The 16,658-nt window shown below is 64.1% G+C and carries 17 protein-coding genes; 13 read left to right on the top strand and 4 right to left on the bottom strand.

Going from position 1 to position 16,658, the window contains the following annotated elements; all coding sequences use genetic code 11:
• Positions 1 to 35: 35 nt before the first annotated feature.
• From P9217_RS01465 to P9217_RS01435, 7 genes are all read left to right on the top strand, one after another.
• Complete coding sequence (locus P9217_RS01465) at positions 36 to 755, top strand: FadR/GntR family transcriptional regulator (protein WP_278086799.1); 720 nt, start codon at positions 36 to 38, stop codon at positions 753 to 755.
• Positions 755 to 1,957, top strand: a complete 1,203-nt coding sequence (locus P9217_RS01460) for a mandelate racemase/muconate lactonizing enzyme family protein (protein ID WP_127216355.1) — start codon at positions 755 to 757, stop codon at positions 1,955 to 1,957. Before P9217_RS01465 ends, P9217_RS01460 begins: the two co-directional genes overlap by 1 nt.
• A gap of 39 nt (positions 1,958 to 1,996) precedes the next feature.
• Positions 1,997 to 2,974, top strand: a complete 978-nt coding sequence (locus P9217_RS01455) for a sugar ABC transporter substrate-binding protein (protein WP_127216354.1) — start codon at positions 1,997 to 1,999, stop codon at positions 2,972 to 2,974.
• A 158-nt stretch (positions 2,975 to 3,132) separates the two neighbouring features.
• Entirely contained in the window at positions 3,133 to 4,110 is a 978-nt protein-coding gene (locus tag P9217_RS01450; RefSeq protein WP_066993166.1) for an ABC transporter permease, read from the top strand.
• 3 nt (positions 4,111 to 4,113) lie between these two features.
• Complete coding sequence (locus P9217_RS01445; protein ID WP_066993169.1) at positions 4,114 to 4,845, top strand: ATP-binding cassette domain-containing protein; 732 nt, start codon at positions 4,114 to 4,116, stop codon at positions 4,843 to 4,845.
• 11 nt (positions 4,846 to 4,856) lie between these two features.
• Complete coding sequence (locus tag P9217_RS01440; protein WP_127323724.1) at positions 4,857 to 5,612, top strand: SDR family oxidoreductase; 756 nt, start codon at positions 4,857 to 4,859, stop codon at positions 5,610 to 5,612.
• On the top strand, positions 5,599 to 6,483 hold the full coding sequence (locus P9217_RS01435; RefSeq protein WP_278086800.1) for an aldose 1-epimerase: 885 nt from the start codon (positions 5,599 to 5,601) through the stop codon (positions 6,481 to 6,483). Before P9217_RS01440 ends, P9217_RS01435 begins: the two co-directional genes overlap by 14 nt.
• A gap of 235 nt (positions 6,484 to 6,718) precedes the next feature.
• Here P9217_RS01435 and dinB read toward each other — a convergent pair whose 3' ends face one another.
• From dinB to P9217_RS01420, 3 genes are all read right to left on the bottom strand, one after another.
• The gene (gene dinB, locus P9217_RS01430) at positions 6,719 to 7,981 is read right to left on the bottom strand and encodes a DNA polymerase IV (protein ID WP_278086801.1); all 1,263 of its coding nucleotides are present in this window, start codon (positions 7,979 to 7,981) and stop codon (positions 6,719 to 6,721) included.
• A 357-nt stretch (positions 7,982 to 8,338) separates the two neighbouring features.
• Positions 8,339 to 8,719, bottom strand: coding sequence for a cupin domain-containing protein (locus P9217_RS01425; protein WP_095783402.1), 381 nt, complete (start codon positions 8,717 to 8,719; stop codon positions 8,339 to 8,341).
• Positions 8,720 to 9,473: 754 nt separating this feature from the next.
• Entirely contained in the window at positions 9,474 to 9,758 is a 285-nt protein-coding gene (locus tag P9217_RS01420) for a hypothetical protein (RefSeq protein WP_067001023.1), read from the bottom strand.
• 483 nt (positions 9,759 to 10,241) lie between these two features.
• Between P9217_RS01420 and P9217_RS01415 the strand changes: the two genes are divergently transcribed.
• Positions 10,242 to 10,478, top strand: a complete 237-nt coding sequence (locus P9217_RS01415) for a hypothetical protein (protein WP_067001071.1) — start codon at positions 10,242 to 10,244, stop codon at positions 10,476 to 10,478.
• Between the two features lie 21 nt (positions 10,479 to 10,499).
• Here the strand turns inward: P9217_RS01415 and P9217_RS01410 are convergent, their stop codons facing one another.
• A complete protein-coding gene (locus tag P9217_RS01410) occupies positions 10,500 to 11,717 on the bottom strand; it encodes a TadE/TadG family type IV pilus assembly protein (protein ID WP_278086802.1) in 1,218 nt (405 codons plus the stop codon).
• A gap of 280 nt (positions 11,718 to 11,997) precedes the next feature.
• On the opposite strand from P9217_RS01410, the gene P9217_RS01405 reads away from it, so the two are divergent.
• The 5 genes from P9217_RS01405 (at position 11,998) to P9217_RS01385 (ending at position 16,631) form a co-directional block, all read left to right on the top strand.
• A complete protein-coding gene (locus P9217_RS01405) occupies positions 11,998 to 13,251 on the top strand; it encodes a pilus assembly protein TadG-related protein (protein WP_067321698.1) in 1,254 nt (417 codons plus the stop codon).
• A gap of 4 nt (positions 13,252 to 13,255) precedes the next feature.
• Positions 13,256 to 13,696 (top strand): TadE/TadG family type IV pilus assembly protein, encoded by a 441-nt coding sequence (locus tag P9217_RS01400; RefSeq protein WP_278086803.1) that lies wholly within the window; start codon positions 13,256 to 13,258, stop codon positions 13,694 to 13,696.
• Positions 13,686 to 14,096: a TadE/TadG family type IV pilus assembly protein gene (locus P9217_RS01395; protein WP_067321690.1), complete on the top strand. Its 411-nt coding sequence runs from the start codon at positions 13,686 to 13,688 to the stop codon at positions 14,094 to 14,096. The genes P9217_RS01400 and P9217_RS01395 overlap by 11 nt, the downstream gene beginning before the upstream one ends.
• 430 nt (positions 14,097 to 14,526) lie before the next feature.
• Complete coding sequence (locus P9217_RS01390; protein WP_164896086.1) at positions 14,527 to 15,465, top strand: hypothetical protein; 939 nt, start codon at positions 14,527 to 14,529, stop codon at positions 15,463 to 15,465.
• Between the two features lie 758 nt (positions 15,466 to 16,223).
• Positions 16,224 to 16,631 carry a hypothetical protein gene (locus P9217_RS01385; protein WP_095824576.1) on the top strand — a complete coding sequence of 136 codons (408 nt, stop codon included), beginning with the start codon at positions 16,224 to 16,226 and terminating at the stop codon, positions 16,629 to 16,631.
• Positions 16,632 to 16,658: the final 27 nt, after the last annotated feature.

Raw genomic sequence — 16,658 nt, 5'->3', positions numbered from 1 at the left:
AACATCAACCTGTCATACAGGTGTTGAGGAAACGTATGCAGGAGCAGACGGACCCACCGGATGAACAGAGTCCTGGCCTGGTCAGCACCGCGATCCAGGCGATAACCCAGCACATCCGCTCGGAGGGCCTGGCGCCCGGCGATCCGCTGCCCAGCGAAGCCGCCATGACGCGCCAGCTCAACGTTTCCCGAACGGTCGTGCGCGAGGCCTTCCGCTCGCTGTCGGCGATGCGGCTGATCGACATGAGCGCCGGGCGCCGCGCCACCGTCGCCAAGCTCGACACCGGCGCCATGTCGATGGTGATCGAGCATGGCATCACCACCCAGCAGATCAGCGTGCAGCAGGTCTATGACGTCAGGCGCACCATCGAGATGCGCACCGTGGCGCTGGCCGCGCTGCGCCGCACCAACGCGGAAGCCGCGGCGATCGCCCAGTCGGCCCGGCTGATGCGCGAGAGTTGCAAGAGCCCCGAGACCGTCATGGAGCATGACATCGCCTTCCACGAGGCGATCGCGGCGGCCTCGCACAATCCGGTCTTTTCGCTGATCGTCACCGCCTTCAGCGGCGTGACGCGCCGCACCTGGGTCATTGGCTGGCGAACCCGTTCCTCCGACGAGGACCAGCTCAAGATGATCAAGGGCCATGAGGACATCGCCGACGCCATCCTCAAGGGCGATCCGCGGCTTGCGGCCGAGCATATGGCCGAGCATTTCGACAAGAGCGTCAAGGCGCTCATCGACGCGGGGATAGCCTGATGAAGATCCGCGCCATCGAGACCGTCCGCATCGAGGAACGGCCCAACCTGCTCTGGGTCGAGGTTCATACCGACGAGGGCATCACCGGGCTCGGCGAGACGTTTTATCTATCGCGCACCGTCGAGGAATATCTGCACGAATATGTGGCGCCCAGGGTGATCGGCCGCGATCCGCTGGAGATCGATCTTTTGGCCGCCGATCTCGTCGGCTATCTCGGTTTCCGCTCCAGCGGCGCCGAGGTGCGCGGCAACTCCGCCTTCGACATCGCGCTGTGGGACATTTTCGGCAAGGCCACCGGCCAGCCGGTCGCGCAGCTGCTCGGCGGTTTCAGCCGTCGCTCGATCCGCACTTACAACACCTGCGCCGGCACCGAGTATATCAAGGACGCCAAGGGCCAGACGACGGCCAATTACGGCATCGGCGCCGGGCGCGATTACGACGATCTCAACGCTTTCCTCACCCGCGCCGGCGAGCTGGCCGAGGAATTGCTCTCCGACGGCATCACCGCAATGAAGATCTGGCCGTTCGACCACGCGGCGGAGAAGACGCGCGGCAACGACATCTCGGCAGCCGACTTGAAGGCGGCGCTCGAGCCTTTTGAAAAGATTCGCAAAGCCGTCGGCGACAGGATCGACATCATGGTCGAGTTCCATTCGATGTGGCAACTCTTGCCGGCGATGAGGATCGCCGAGGCGCTCAGGCCCTACGCCACCTATTGGCACGAGGACCCGATCCGCATGGACAGCCTCGGCGATTTGAGGCGTTACGCCGCCGCCAGTCCGGCGCCGATCTCGGCCTCCGAGACGCTGGGCAGCCGCTGGGCTTTCCGCGACCTTCTGGAGACTGGAGCGGCCGGGATCGTCATGCTCGACATCTCCTGGTGCGGCGGCCTGTCGGAGGCGCGCAAGATCGCTTCGATGGCCGAGGCTTGGCGGCTGCCGGTGGCGCCGCACGACTGCACCGGTCCGGTCGTGCTCGCAGCGTCCACCCATTTGTCGCTCAACGCGCCCAACGCGCTCGTCCAGGAAAGCGTGCGCGCCTTCTACCGCACCTGGTACCGCGACTTGGTGACGGCGCTGCCCGAGGTGAAAGACGGCATGATCACCGTGCCGCCGGGGCCTGGGCTCGGGCTGGCGCTCAGTCCCGATCTTGGCAAGGCCTACACCGTCCACCGCCGCGTCAGCAGCCAGACGGACATTTAGCCCAAGACGCACATCTAGGATCCATAGGGAGGAACAAACATGAGAAAACTGACAGCAATACTTCTGCTCGGCGCCGCCCTTATCGGCGGGCAATCGGCCGCCAAAGCCGACGGGCTCAACATCGTCTTTACCCATCATTCGTCGGCCTCGAACACATTCTGGCAGGCGGTGAAGAAAGGTTTCGACGATGGCTGCGCCAAGGTCGAGGCCAACTGCAACATGGTCTTCACCCAGACCGAGGGATCGATCGAGCAGCAGGTCGCGAACATGCGCGCGGCCCTTGCCGCCAAGCCCGACGCGCTGCTCACCTCCATCGTCGACGACCATGCCTTCGACGATGTCATCAAGGAGGCCCGCGACGCCGGCGTGGTGGTGATCGCCGTCAATGTCGACGACACCGAAGGCGCCAAGGGCAATGCGCGCCAGGCCTTCATCGGCCAGGGCTTCAAGCCAGCCGGCTACTCGCTCGCCAAGGCGATTTCCGAGAGCTTCCCGAAGGATGGTCCGATCAAGGTGCTGGTCGGTATCTCGGCGCCAGGCCAGAACTGGTCCGAAACCCGCGGCGCCGGCGTCATGCAGTTTCTCGAGGAGTACAAGGCCGCTCATAAGGACCGCGACGTTTCGTGGGAGCGCATCGACAGCGGCACCGACCTCGCCATCACTTCCGACCGCGTCGGCGCCTATCTCAACGCGCATCCCGACACTACGGCCTATTTCGACACCGGCTTCTGGTGCGCCGGCGTGGCGCGCGTGCTGGCCGATCGCGGGGTCGCGCCCGGCAAGGTCCTGCTCGGCGGCTTCGATCTCGTGCCGGAAGTGCTGCAGCAGATGCAGAAGGGCTATGTCCAGGCGCTGGTCGACCAGCAGCCCTACATGCAGGGCTTCATGCCGGTGATGGAAGTCTATCTCAACAAGAAGCTCGGTCTTGCGCCTTCCGACATCGACACGGGGCAGGGCATCGTGCGCCAGAAGGACGCCGATGCGATCATGGCGCTGTCCGCGCAGGGCATGCGCTGAGGTCGCATGCCTTTGAGATTGGCCGAGACGCCCGTCACCGAAATGCTGGCGGGACATCACCCCCCTCTGTCCTGCCGGACCGTCCGGCAGGACAAAGGGGGGTGTGAAGGAACGCGGCGCCACAGTACCTTTCACAATCACCGCACCGGAGCCTTTCATTGAAGCGCCTGTTCAAGACCTATCTCGAGAAGCCGGAACTGGCCGGGCTGATCCTCCTGGTGCTGCTCATCGTCCTGTTCCAGGTCCGCTCCCACGGCGTGTTCCTGAACCAGGACAATCTGCGCGGCATTCTCGGCATCCTGCCGGAGGCTGGCCTCGTCGCCATCGGCGTTACCATCCTGATGATCAGCGGCGAGTTCGACCTGTCGGTCGGTTCGGTCTTCGCGCTGATGCCGATGACGATGGCGGTGCTGATGGTGCAGGGCTGGCCGTTCCCGCTGGCGCTGCTCGCCGGGCTGCTCGTCTCGGCGGCCATCGGCTTCATCAACGGTTACGTCACCATCCGCTTCGCCATCCCGAGCTTCATCACCACGCTCGGCATGCTGTTCATGGCGCGATCGCTCACCGTTGTCGTTTCCGGCGGCTTTCCGCCGCTGTTGCCCGCCGACCTGCCGACTTGGCTGTTCACTTCCTTCGTCGGGCCGGGCAACATGTTCCGCATGTCGTTTCTGTGGTTCGTCGCGGTCGCGGTGCTGACCTCGCTGATGCTGTCGCGCACCAATTTCGGCAACTGGATCAAGGCTACCGGCGGCTTCCTGCCGGCCGCCGCCGCGATGGGCATCCCGACCGCCAGGGTCAAAATCGTCTGCTTCATGCTGTGCTCGGTGCTCTCGGGTTTCGCCGGCATGCTGCAGGTGCTGCGGCTGGGGTCGCCGCTGCCTTCGATCGGCGAGGGCATGGAGCTGCAGGCGGTGGCATCCGCCGTCATCGGCGGCGCCTCGCTCGCCGGCGGCATCGGCACCGTCATGGGCGGCATCATCGGCACGACGCTCATCCGGGTCATCGACAACGGCCTTGTGCTCAGCCATGTCGACGCCAACTGGTTCAAATTCGCCATCGGCTTCCTGACCATCTTCGCCGTCGTCGCCAATGCCTGGATGCGCAAGCGCGCCAAGGCCATCAAGATGGAGGGCTGAGCCGTGAGCGATGCCATCATCTCTGTGCGCGATCTGCACAAATGGTATTCCGGCGTGCATGCCCTCAAAGGCGTCACGCTCGACTTCAAGCGCGGCGAGGCGCTCGGCCTGGTCGGCGACAACGGCGCCGGCAAGTCGACCTTGATCAACATCCTGTCCGGCGTCCACCGCGCCGACCAGGGCGAGATCAAGGTCGAGGGCAGGGAGGTCAGCATCGCGACGCCGCGCGACGCGATGGATCTCGGCATTGAGACCATCTACCAGTACAATTCCATGGTCCCCACCATGTCGATCGCCCGCAACCTGTTCATCGGCCGTGAGCCGACCCGGTTTTCGATCCTCGGCGTCGGCATCCTCGACCAGAAGAAGATGGCCGAGGAAAGCGTGCGCGCCATCGCCAATGTCGACCTGCATCTGCGCTCCCCCGACGCGCTCGTCGGCGAGCTCTCCGGAGGCCAGCGCCAGGGCGTCGCGATCGCGCGCGCCATGCACTTCAAGTCGAAGGTAATGATCCTCGACGAGCCGACCAATCACCTCTCGGTCAAGGAGACCAACAAGGTGATCGGCTTCGTGCGCGGCCTGAAAGAACAGGGAGTGACGGGCGTCTTCATCAGTCACAACATGCACCACGTCTTCGAGTGCTGCGACCGTATCGTCGCGATGGCGCGCGGCGAGATCGTGCTGGACAAGCGTATCGGCGACACTTCGATCGACGAAGTCCATTCTGTCCTGTGAGGGGTTAGGCAATGAAGGCGCTCGCTGGTCGTAAAGTGTTGCTGACGGGCGGCCTCGGCTCGCTTGGCCGGGCTCAGGCGGTGACGCTGGCGCGGGCCGGCGCGCGCGTGCTGGTGCTCGACCGCCCCGACATTAGTGAGGGCGAGCAGACGGTGGCGAGACTTGCCGGACAGGCCAGGGGCGATATGGCCTTCGTCGGCTGCGATCTCAACCGGCTGGCCGATGCGGAAGCGGCCGTTGCCGCGCTGGCGGCGAAGGAAGGTGGGATCGATATCCTGATCAACAACGCGGCGCTGATCATCAACCGGCCGTTCGAGCAGTTCTCGCTGGCCGAATATGAGGATCAGATCCGCGTCAATTCCTCGGCCGCCTTTGCGCTGGCGCGGGCCTGCGCGCCGGGCATGAAGGCGAAGGGCTACGGCAAGATCGTCAACTTCTGCTCGATCACGCTCAACGGCCGCTGGGACGGCTACGTGCCCTATGTCGCCTCGAAGGGCGCCATGCTCGGGCTCACCAAGTCGCTCGCGCGCGAGCTCGGGCCGCATGGCATCCGCGTCAACGCCGTGTCGCCGGGCGCGGTGGTCTCGGAGGCGGAGGCGCGCGTCTTCGGCGACCGGTTGAAGCAGTACAATGACTGGATCCTCGAGAACCAAAGCCTCAAGACGCGCATCGAGCCTGAGAACATCGCCGAGCTCGTGCTGTTCCTCGTCTCACCCGCCTCCGACATGATCAGCGGCCAGAACATCGCCATCGATGGCGGCTGGTGAGGATATGGCCGGCGCGGTCGAGCTGAACGACGGGCAGGCGAGGCTGGTCCTGGCGCCTGAGAAGGGCGCGGCGATCGCGCGCTATGACGCGCTGGTGATCGGCAGCGCGCCGGTTCCGCTGCTGAAGCCGGGCGACGGCGCCGGCACCTCCGGCTGCCAGCTCCTGGTGCCGTGGTCGAACCGCATCTCCGGCGGCGGCTTCACTTTCGACGGCCGCTTCCACGCCGTCGCGCCGAACGTGCCGGGCGAAGCCTTTCCGATCCACGGCGACGGTTTCCAGAAACCGTGGCGGCTTGCCCGCCGCACGGACACCGAGGCGGAGCTGGTGCTCGACGAGGGCGCGATCGGTCCTTACCGCTATGCTGCTACCGTGACCTATGCGCTGCGGGACGGCGCGCTGCAGGCGCGGCTGACGGTGGAGAACCGCGCCGGCATGCGCCTGCCTTACGGCCTCGGTTTCCATCCCTGGTTCCCGCGCGGCGACACAACCCTGCTCGGGGCCAAGGCCAGGCGCGTCTGGCTGGAGGACGAGCGCCATTTACCGGTCGGCGTCGTGCCGGTGAGCGAGCGCCCGGCCTGGGATTTCTCGCGCTCCATCCCGCTGCCGTGGGACTGGGTCAACAACGCCTTCGACGGCTGGAATCGCCGCGCCTCGATCACGCAGCTCGAGGAGGGGATCAGGATCACGCTCACCGCCTCGCCGGAGCTCGGCGTCTATATCCTCTATTCGCCGTCATCCGATGCCGGCTTCTTCTGCTTCGAGCCGGTCTCGCACCCGATCGATGCGCATCACGGCGAAGGGCTGACGGTGCTTGAAGATGGGGACTCGATGAGCGCGACGATGCGGCTGGACTGGGCTGTGGCGGGTTGAGGGCAGCCGACCGAGCGCGTGATCTCAACCCTTGAGGGGGAGACGGCCGGCAGGCCAGAGAGGGTCGTCTCACATAGATCGCCAGCATGGTCTTCGTCGCCGACGACGCCGGCGCTTCACGCGCGGCGACGCCCTCTGCCGCCTTCGGCGACATCTCCCCACAAGGGGGAGATCGGACGGCGCGTCGGCTTTCGCCAATCTCCAGCGCCGCAGAGCAGATGCCGAAGCACCTCCCTCACAGCTCCTTCTCCGCCAGCTCCCTGAATTCATCCGGCACCGAGCGCGCTGCTTGCAGCGCGACGGTGCCGTAGCCGACGGCCTGCTTGCCGAAGCGCTGGCGGATCTTGTCTATGGCGCGGTCGGCGCCGAAGCGGGCGAGGCCTTTGCGGCTGCCGGGCTTCAGCTTCTCGTCCGCCAGGCCGAGCGGCAGTTCGAGCTGCAGCTCGGCATGCTCTTCCAGATGCGAGACCGAGATCGCCAGCAGCGAGATTTCCCGTTCGCCCGGGTGAGCGGCGAGCACGCCTCTGACCAGCTCTTCCGCGACGTCAGCGAGCATGGTCGTCGCCTGGATCGGCTGCTCCAGCGTCACCGAGCGCGTGACCGCGCGCATGTCGGCAAAGCGCACGCGCACCGTCACCGTGCGGCCGGGCCGGTCCTTGGCGCGCAGGCGGCTGGCAACGCGGTCGGCAAGATGTAGGAGCGTCGGCACGAAGACGCGCGGCAGCGCCGGTTTGCGGCCCAGCGCCGACTGCGCGCCGGCGGAATGGGCGCGGCGATGCGTCTCCAGCCGGCGCGGGTCGCGGTTCCAGGCAAGGGCCGCGAGCTTCTGGCCGGCGGCATGGCCGATCAGCCGCTCCAGCGCGCCGCTATGCGTGCGCGCCAATTGCCCGATCGTCTCGACGCCGATCTCGGCGAGCCTGGCTTTGATTGCCGGACCGACGCCCCACATCAGCGACACCGGCAAATCGTGCAGGAAGGAAAGCTCGGTGCCAGGCTCGACCACCACCAGCCCGTCGGGCTTGGCCACCTGCGAGGCGATCTTGGCGAGATGCTTCGTCCGTGCCACCCCGATCGAGATCGGCAGGCCGAGCTCGCTCTTCACGCGGCGGCGGATGGTTCGCGCGATTTCGTCCGGCGGTCCGAACAGATGCGTGCAGCCGGCGACATCGGCGAAAGCCTCGTCGATCGAGATGCGCTCGACCAGCGGCGTGAAATCGTCGAGCACCTTGATCGCGGCGTCGCCGAGACGCTGGTATTCGCCGAAGCGGCCGCCGACGAAGATGAGCTGCGGACAGAGCTCGCGCGCCCTGCGGCCGGGCATGCCGCCGCGCACGCCAAAAATCTTCGCCTCATAAGAAGCGGCAAGCACTACGCCGCCGCCGACTGCGATCGGCTTGCCGCGCAGCGACGGGTCGAGCAGTTGCTCGACCGAGGCGTAGAAGGCGTCGAGATCGGCATGCAGGATCGTAGCGGCCGAAGCGGCGTTCGTGGCGGCCATCGCGCTCCCGGCTCCATCCATCCGCTTTGCGGCATCGCAGCATTAGCAGCAACTGTTGTAAGCGGTAATGCGTGTGAACATAAAGAGAACAAAAGGAGTTTCCTGTCAAGCCGGCCAGCTGGGGATGAGAACATCTGCAACCCGTCACAACCAAGGGCTTTGACCGGTTGCGCCGGTGTGCTCCCCTTTGACGGGTTGACCGCGAGACCAGGGAGGGGCGGGAAGGATCGCGGCCCAAAACTGCGTCATGCTAGGACGAAGTCAGGAGCCGAGCGACGCGCGAACACCAGGATGACGAAGTGCGGCCGAGCCGGAGCACCGCCCCTCTTCTGGCCGTCCCTTCGCCGACAGCCGCCGCTAGGCCGGTTTGGCGTATTGCTCGGCGCTGAGCACCTCGATGCATTGGAATGGCTCATTGCCTTCCACCCAGGCGTCATGCCCGGGCGGGATCGTATAGGAGGTGCCGGCCTCGAAGGTCTTCTGCGTCCCGTCGTCCATGCGTATGGTGATCGTTCCGGACACGACATAGCCGACATGCGAGACCTGGCAGCTGTCGGTCTTGACCACCGGCTTCACGCATTCGGACCATTTCCAGCCCGGCTCCATATTGAGCCGCCCGAGCGTGTAGCCCGGCAGCCGCACCACTTCGACGCGGGTCTTGGCGGGCGAGCGAACCTCGTCGGGATTGTTGTGCGACTTGGATTCGAGCTTGGTGACCTTCATTGCAGCTTCGGCCATGGCATCCTCCCATTTCCAAGGATTGCAAGCGGGACCTGACACACGATCGTCGGCGACCGCCGCTGGATTGATACGCCTTTCAATGAATGATTGCTAATGTAATTGCCGGGCGCGGCGCGAAATCGATTTTGCCGCGCAGGCCCTATTGCAAGCACGCTCTGCCGGTGTTTTGCTGTTCCTTGCGCCTGGCACGACGGTGGTTGAGGGGCCACCCCGTTTCTCGCCCTTGGGGAGAATCCTGTGAACCCTCGGCAAGTGAATTTCGCCAATAGTGCCGCGGCAAAGCCAGGCCCCGTCCGCGATAGTCCATTTTCATTTCCGCTCGCGGGCGCGCGCTCACCGCGCCCATCGAAACCGCCATAGGCGAGGCCAAGCCGGGTGGAAGGCGATACTCGAAAAATCAGAAAAACTGGGAGGAATCGATGCTTCATCAGGTAGGAAAAACGGAAACCCGTCCGCCGGTCGGGGCAGTGCGCCGCACTCCGCCGGCGCTTCGCCAGTGCTGCGACAACTATATCTGTCCGACCTGCGACCAAGTCGTCGAACTGACGGACTTCCGCCAGGTCGTCTGGCATCAAAGGCCGGGCCATCGGCCGATGGAATTGGATGACTGAGCGGACCTGCCGGAGACAAAAAGGGCCCGAGAAAAAAGGGCCCGAGAAAAAAAGGCCCGCGCCTTCCAGAGGAATGCGGGCCGAAGCTGGAGTAGCCATTCGATAAACGCGCAACCGGCCTACCGGTTGCGCCAGGCGGATCAACCGCCGTTGGCCGGAGCCGGGGCCGGAGCCGGAGCGGCAGGCGCGGGTGCCGGCGTCGTCGACGGAGCCGCAGGCGTCTCCACCTTGGGCGCCTCGACCTTCGGCGCATCGAGCTTCACATTGACATCCGTCGATCCGCCACCGCCGGTGCGGCCACCGACATTGATAATGCCGGTAAAGAACAGCAGGGCCACGATCGCGATGATGGCAAGAACGATCGCCACTGCTGTGCCGGCGCCGCCCCCGCCACTGGTGTTTACAACTGTAGGTCTGTCGGCCATGGTTTCCTCTCCTCTGCCGATTGGGATGTCGTGGCAACGGCGCCAAAGCTGGAATGTTCCTGCTTTCGGGCCACGGTCCCTTGTCAGGCGGGACCTGAGGCCGCACCTTTGAGCGCAGAGGTCCGAATGGGCGATTTCTGGAAACAAGTAGGCCCACAACTCATTGTGGCACAACCGTCGAGTAACGTCCCTTCATCGGCGGTTTGAAAGTGGAGTTGCCCGCCATTTCCTGCGATGTGGCGGGCAACTCCCACAATCCCGCAGTCTGCCGAGATTCGCGAACCTGTTCGCCGCGCTTTTGCCGGTCGATCCAAACGACCACAGGCGTGCGCGACGTACTTTTATGCCCTGCCTGCCGCTTCGCTCGATCTCAGCGCGGGCCGCCCAGGCTGTCGCCAAATCATGATGCACCACTCCGAGCGGAACCCGGCCGCCCGTCACGCCGTTGACTTCCGCGAAGGGATCCTGTGGGCGGAGGCCGCCATGGACAGCTTCGAACTGATCGATCTTCTCTGCGTCGTCGACGCCTGCGCCAGCGACGGCGCGGCTGGGCGCCTTGTTTCAATGTCGAGAGCCGTCGAGGAACTTCGCGTCTTGACCGGGGACTTCGTGTCGTCCGACGAAGCGGCGGCGAACGCCTTGAGCCAGGTGGCGCTGCAGCGCGGCTGCGCGGTGTTGTTCGACGAACAGCCGGGCGCCGATATCGTCGGCGAGTACTGATGTCCTCAAGGAAGAGCGGCGCTATTTAACCAGGGTGATCATCCTGCCGGCATACATCTCGCGATTGCCGAGCTCGGCCGCGCAGTCCGATTTCACCGCCGAGTTTCCGGTCATGCCTACGGTATTGCCGACCAGCCGCAGGCAATTGCCCTGCGCGTTCATATCCGAATTGCCGGCATAGGAGATCGCCGCGTCGGGGGCATAGATGAAACCGCTGACCACCGAGCCGGATCCGCCGTTGATCGTCAGCGCCGCGGTGTTGGCCTTGGCCTGGAAGATTGTGATGCCTGCATAGGGGCCGCTGGTCGGCGGCGAGAGGTTCACCTGCTCATTGGCATTGATGTAGAGCTGCGAGCCTTCCATCAGGAAGATCGTCACGCCCTGGCCGGTGAGGATGCCATTGCCGCCGGGCTTTATGGTGACGTTGCGCAGGATGTAGACGCCCGGATTAAGCGTGATCTTCCCAGACCAGGTCTTGTCGCAATAGGTGCCGGGCGAGAGCGTGACCGTCTTGCCGTTCGGCATGGATTGGCACATGCCGTAGGCGGGCGGGGTGACATTGGCCAGCGGGTCGAAAGATGCGTACTGGTTTTCGAGCGGTGCGCCGCACGAGAGTGTTGCATTGGGCGGCGTCAACCCCGAGGTCGAGCCGACCGTCGAGACGCATGCGGCGCTGACCACGGCCGAGCCGCCGCGGTCGATGGCGTCGGCCGCGTCCGAGTTGGCGGCGATCACGCAGCCGTTCATCGCGACATTGGTCGACCCCTGCATATTGACGGCGGAGCCGACATGCGGATCGAGCGCCAGAACGCACGCCTGCGCCCCGGGTTTGACCTCGACCGAGGCGGAGCGGGTCGCCTGCCAGGCCGGCGCGCCGCTGATGAACGCCGCACGGCTGATGCTCGACGACAGGGCGATGGTGTAGCCGCTCGGATCGCCGCTGGCCGCTGCCTGGAAGGCCCCGACGCTGCCCGAATATTCGCCGGCGTCGGCGACGCTCATATTGGCTGAGAAGAAAGTCAGGCCAAGCTGGCGCACATCGCCGGCCGACATGGTCGGTTGGTATTTCGTGCCCACCGCGAGCCCGGCCGCATCCAGCGAGTTCTGCAGTTGCGCTGCGTCATCGCTCGTGCCGGCCACATCGACGGCGCCGGCCACGACAAGCATCAGCGGCACCATGGCGATTGCGGTCGCCAGCGCGAAATTGCCGCGCGTCGAAGCCCAGAACCGTCTGATCATGGCAGCACCCCTCGCCGGAAACGGCAGAGACACTACTCCAGCCGTCTCTACGATCGATTTCCGAAAAAGATAAAATGCAGCAAAAGCTAAAATCGCTGATTTATCCGCAGCTTGACCTAACGTCCTATATAGAATGGGACCTAAGTCTGAGTCGTGGCCGCGCAGGGCGGTAAATATGCATGCAAGGGTCTGAAAATCGCAAGTCGAGGAAAAAAATTAGCCATTCGTTTATCGCCGGGTGTTGAACGTGGTGGCTGGGATAGCTTGGGCGCGCTCGGCCATGAACACATTCGGTCGGATTTTCAGACAGTTCGTCTCCCGCCGCCTGCGGCGCGGCGAGAGCGGCAATGTTGCGACGATCTTCGCGCTCACCCTGCCGATCGTCGTCGGCGGGGCAGGGCTCGGCGTCGAGACGTCCTACTGGTACTATTCGAGCCTGAAGCTGCAGGCGACGGCGGACGCCGCCGCCTATGCCGGCGCGCTGGAAAAGATCCAGGGATCGGACACTGCGACGATCACGGCGGCCGCGACCCAGTCGGCGACCGACAACGGCCTCGGCAATGGCACCATCACCGTCCACACGCCGCCCACCTCGGGGCCGAACACGGCCAAGAAGGCAGTCGAGGTCATCCTCAACCAGAACCTCGACCGGATGTTCACCTCGATCTTCACGCAGACCAAGGTGCCGGAGCAGGCGAGGGCGGTGGCGCTCATTACCGATGCTTCCAAGGCCTGCGTGCTGGCGCTAAATAAGTCGGCCTCGCAGGCGGCGCTTTTCTCCGGCAGCACCAGCGTCAAGCTGACCGGCTGCTCGGTCATGTCGAATTCGAGCGCCGCGGACGCCATCAAGGTCCAGGGGTCGGCAGGGCTTCAGGCCGACTGCCTGATCTCGGTCGGCGGCGTTTCGCTGAACAACCCGGTGACCACGACCTGCAAGTCGCCGATAACCCAGGCCTTGCCCGCGTCCGATCCGTTCTCCAGCCTGCCGGCGCCCTCGACCAGCGGCTCTTGCCAGAATGTCAACAGCGGCAAGTCAACGCAAACAATCCAGCCCGGTACCTACTGCAATGGTATGAACCTCAACGGCAATGTCGCGCTTTCTTCCGGCACTTACGTTGTCCAGGGCAATTTGAAGATCAACGCCGGCGCGGTCATCACCTGCGCTGCACCCTGCACCAACGGCGTAACCATCTATATGACGGGCAGCAACACCATAAGCATGAACGGCAACGCCACGGTGACGCTCAGCGCGCCGACCTCGGGGACCTATTCCGGCGTGCTGTTTTATGGCGACAGGACGGGCAACGCCGCACAGAGCACCTTCAACGGCACGGCGACTTCTTCGCTGACCGGGGCAATCTATTTCCCCAAGCAGCAGGTCAATTATCTCGGCAATTTCTCGGGCGCGAACGGCTGCACCCAGGTTGTGGCCGACACCATCCAGTGGTCGGGCAATTCCACAATCAACCAGAACTGCTCGAGCCTTGGGCTGCAAGACATCCCCGCCGCCCCGTCTGTTGCGATTGTCGAGTAGCCGCGTGGCGCCGGCAGCGATCCGCTTCCGCAAGAATCGCTCCGGCGCGGCCGCGGTGGAATTCGCGCTGGTGTTGCCGGTGCTGTGCGTCGCGCTGTTCGGAATCGCCGATGGCTGGTCCTATGTCACCAGCTCGATGGCGATGCGGGCGGGTGTGAAGACGGCGGCGAATCTGCTGCTGGCCGGCGGGGGAGACGACACCGCCGTTCAGGCCGCCGCTCTTGCGAGTTGGGAGAAGAAACCCTCCGATGCGGCGATCACGGTGACACGCACCTACAAATGCGGAACGACCGTGGTCACGTCGTCGACCACCTGTGCGGGATCGAAAGTACCTTCCATCTATGTCCAGATCCAGGCGTCGGGCACCTGGACTCCGCCGTTCACCTTCGGCGTCTTCCCGGGCAATAGCGCGCTCAGCCATCAGCAGGTGGTCCGTGTCCGCTAAGCAAAAAACCAGGCTGTTTGCCAGCAACGCCTCTGGCGGCGCCGCGATCGAGTTCGCGCTGATCGTGCCTTTCCTGATCATGCTTCTGTTCGGCATCTTCGCCTTCGGCTGGTCGATGAACAACGAGTCCAGCGTGCGCTATGCGCTCGAGGCCTCGGCGCGCTCGCTGCAGCTTGACAGGACGATGACCCAGGCTCAGATCCAGGCGATCGCGACGCAGAAACTACAGGCGCTCGGCTTGCAGAACGTGACAGTTACGATCACCACCGACCCGCCGAGCGGCGGCTTCAAGATGGCGCATGTCAGCGCCAGCTATGCCTTCGTCATCAACTTTCCCTATTTCAGCGATTTTCCGATCAATTACTCGACCACTGTCACCGTGCCGCTGATCAACAGCTGAAGCACGTCTCCCCAAAGTGGGACTTCGTTTCGGGTCAAAGCCAGGGCTAAGCTTAACAAGCTGTGTGGGCCGAAAGATTGCGACACGCTTCAGGGCATGCCGAGGAAGAATATATAAGTATATATCTGGGATTGGCCGCAAAGCGGGATAAGAACACCTCGGTAGCGCGCCCCAAGCGCTGGTGGCATCACCGCTCCCGCGGGTTGCCCGAAACGATGCCGCGCACGTCCGAAAATCGCCTTTATAAACAGGCGTCTTGTACTCCTCGACGGACGCTGGCCGCATAGCGTTGGGCCCATGGTCCGACGGGAGGTGGGCCTTCATTGTTCCAGAGGGCGGACCTGGCCTTAGCCCATTTATTTACGCAATAATTTCAGCAAGTTAACAGGTGTTCAGCAGGATTTCCGGAGCTGCTTCTCGGGATACTCTCTTGCCGCCACCGAATTTGTTTAAAAGTTACTCCAAGCCGTTAGGGAAATCTCATATGACGCGATCTAGCGGTTGGGCATTGGTGGCGATTCACCTGCGGAGAAACATGATGACAATCCGGAAAACACTTTTGGCTTCGCTTGCCATTCTGGCGCTCGCGGCTGCTCCCGCACTCGCCGGAGCCGGCGGCAATGGCGGTGGCAACGGCAATGGCGGCAGCCATGGCGGCGGCAACGGCAATGGCGGCGGTAACGGCAATGGCGGCGGTAATGGCAACGGCGGCGGCAACGGCGGCGGCAAGGGCCAAAGCAGCAACAGCGGCGCCTCGCACGGCAAGTCGGCATCGGCAAAGGCCGCCAAGTCGCAGGTCGACGATGCAACCGATGACGACACGACGGACGATACCACTACGGCCGCCACCCCGAAGGAGAAGAACATCCATGCCAAGCTCGGCCGGCTGAACTCGCTCCAGCGCAACATCAATGCCTACATGAATTCCAAGAGCAAGAAGTTCGCGGGCATTCAGGCTTATGTGACCCAGGCCGCCGTAGCCCAGAACGCGCAGGCCAAGCTTGACGCGGCAAACGCGAAGCTGGCCGCCGACCAGGCCCAGCTCGGCACGCTCACCCAACAGCTCGCCGACCTCAATGCAACAGACACGACCAACATGACGGCCGAGGAAAAGGCGGCTTTCGATGCGCAGGTTGCCGACGTTCAGGCGCAGATCGACGCCCAGAACGCCGCGATCGCCGCTGACACCCAGGCGGTCACGGATGCCCAGGCTGCGGTGACCGCTAACCCTGCCCCCGATGACGCCACGCTCGACGCCGCCCTGCAGGACATGGCCAACAAGCCGGTCGATCAGGAGGTGACGGACTGGGCCAAGGACGTGCTGGCCGACAAGATCGACCAGGCGGCCGCGGCGACGTCCACGCCATAAGGCACACGCGGCGAACCTGCCGCAGTGGAGTGCATGCATGCCGCCGGGGCGACCCGGCGGCATTTTTGTTTGGCTTGACGGCAATGCATTCGCACACGGCAACAGACCAAGTGAGGCCAGGGGGAATTCTGGTTGCGGCGAGCAGAAACCCCACGCCGAGGCACAGGCGGAGTTCAAAAAAAGGCTCGCCCTTGAGGCGAGCCCAAAAGTAGCAAAAGCCGAGGTGGTCAGACGGCTTCTACCCGCGTCCGAAGGTTAACATGCGGGGGTGTACCGACCGAATAACATTAGTTAAGGAATAGCTAAAAATCCCTCGGCGTCCGCACCGCTGGAAGCCTTTCGTCGGTTTTGGTCGGCGTTGTGCCACGTGTTTGAAACGGTGGCAGAACCGACGGCGGTGACGCAGACCGGGTAGTCGAAAATCGGCGCGCCGAAAACGAGTTTGACCGGGAGCTGCGTGGTCAGCTCCCGGCCCCCGGTTGCCACCCCCGAGATCTCGCTGTGAATGTCGTACTACGATATAAAAGCCGGCGTTGGAATGGGAACGGGCAATTTCTTTTGCGAGCCGCCCTGCATTGGGGAAAACAACTGCAGGCCCGGGAGCGCTGCCCCGCCGCCGCCGACCTTGCGAGTCTTTTTGCCTCGCCTGACGCTGTGCGCAATGCACACCAAAACGTCGCTGTCGTGTGGCTAATATGCATTGCGGTGTGTAGACTTAGCGGGTGAGGGATTTCACAGGGCATTGGGAGGACAACAAAATGCCACGGGTTTCGGAGCTTTTCTTCAAGACGGCCATCGTCTTTCTCATCCTGGGCATAGCCGCCGGGCTGCAGATGGCGATTTCGGGCGACCACGGCGCCTTCCCGGCGCACGCCCACATCAACCTTCTCGGCTGGGTGACCAGCGCGATCTTCGGCGGTTACTACGCGCTCAATCCGGCCAAGGCCGAGCGCCGCATCGCCATGATCCACTACGGTCTCTACACGGTTGGCCTCGTGATCATGCTGCCGGCGCTCTACTGGATGCTGGCCGCAGGCCATCCGGAGATCGAGCCGGTCGTGGCGATCGGCTCGCTGATCGTCGCCGCCGCGGTGCTGACCTTTGCCTTCATTGTCTTCTCGTCCGCAGAGACGGTGCGCTCGGCCACGGTCGCTCCGGCGCAGTAACGGTGCACCCAACAGCGCGTCGCCTGA

Source organism: Mesorhizobium sp. WSM4989, assembly GCF_029625795.1.
GTDB lineage: Bacteria > Pseudomonadota > Alphaproteobacteria > Rhizobiales > Rhizobiaceae > Mesorhizobium.
The sequence above is the reverse complement of the archived record's forward strand: the minus strand, read 5'-3'. Positions and strand labels throughout refer to the sequence as shown.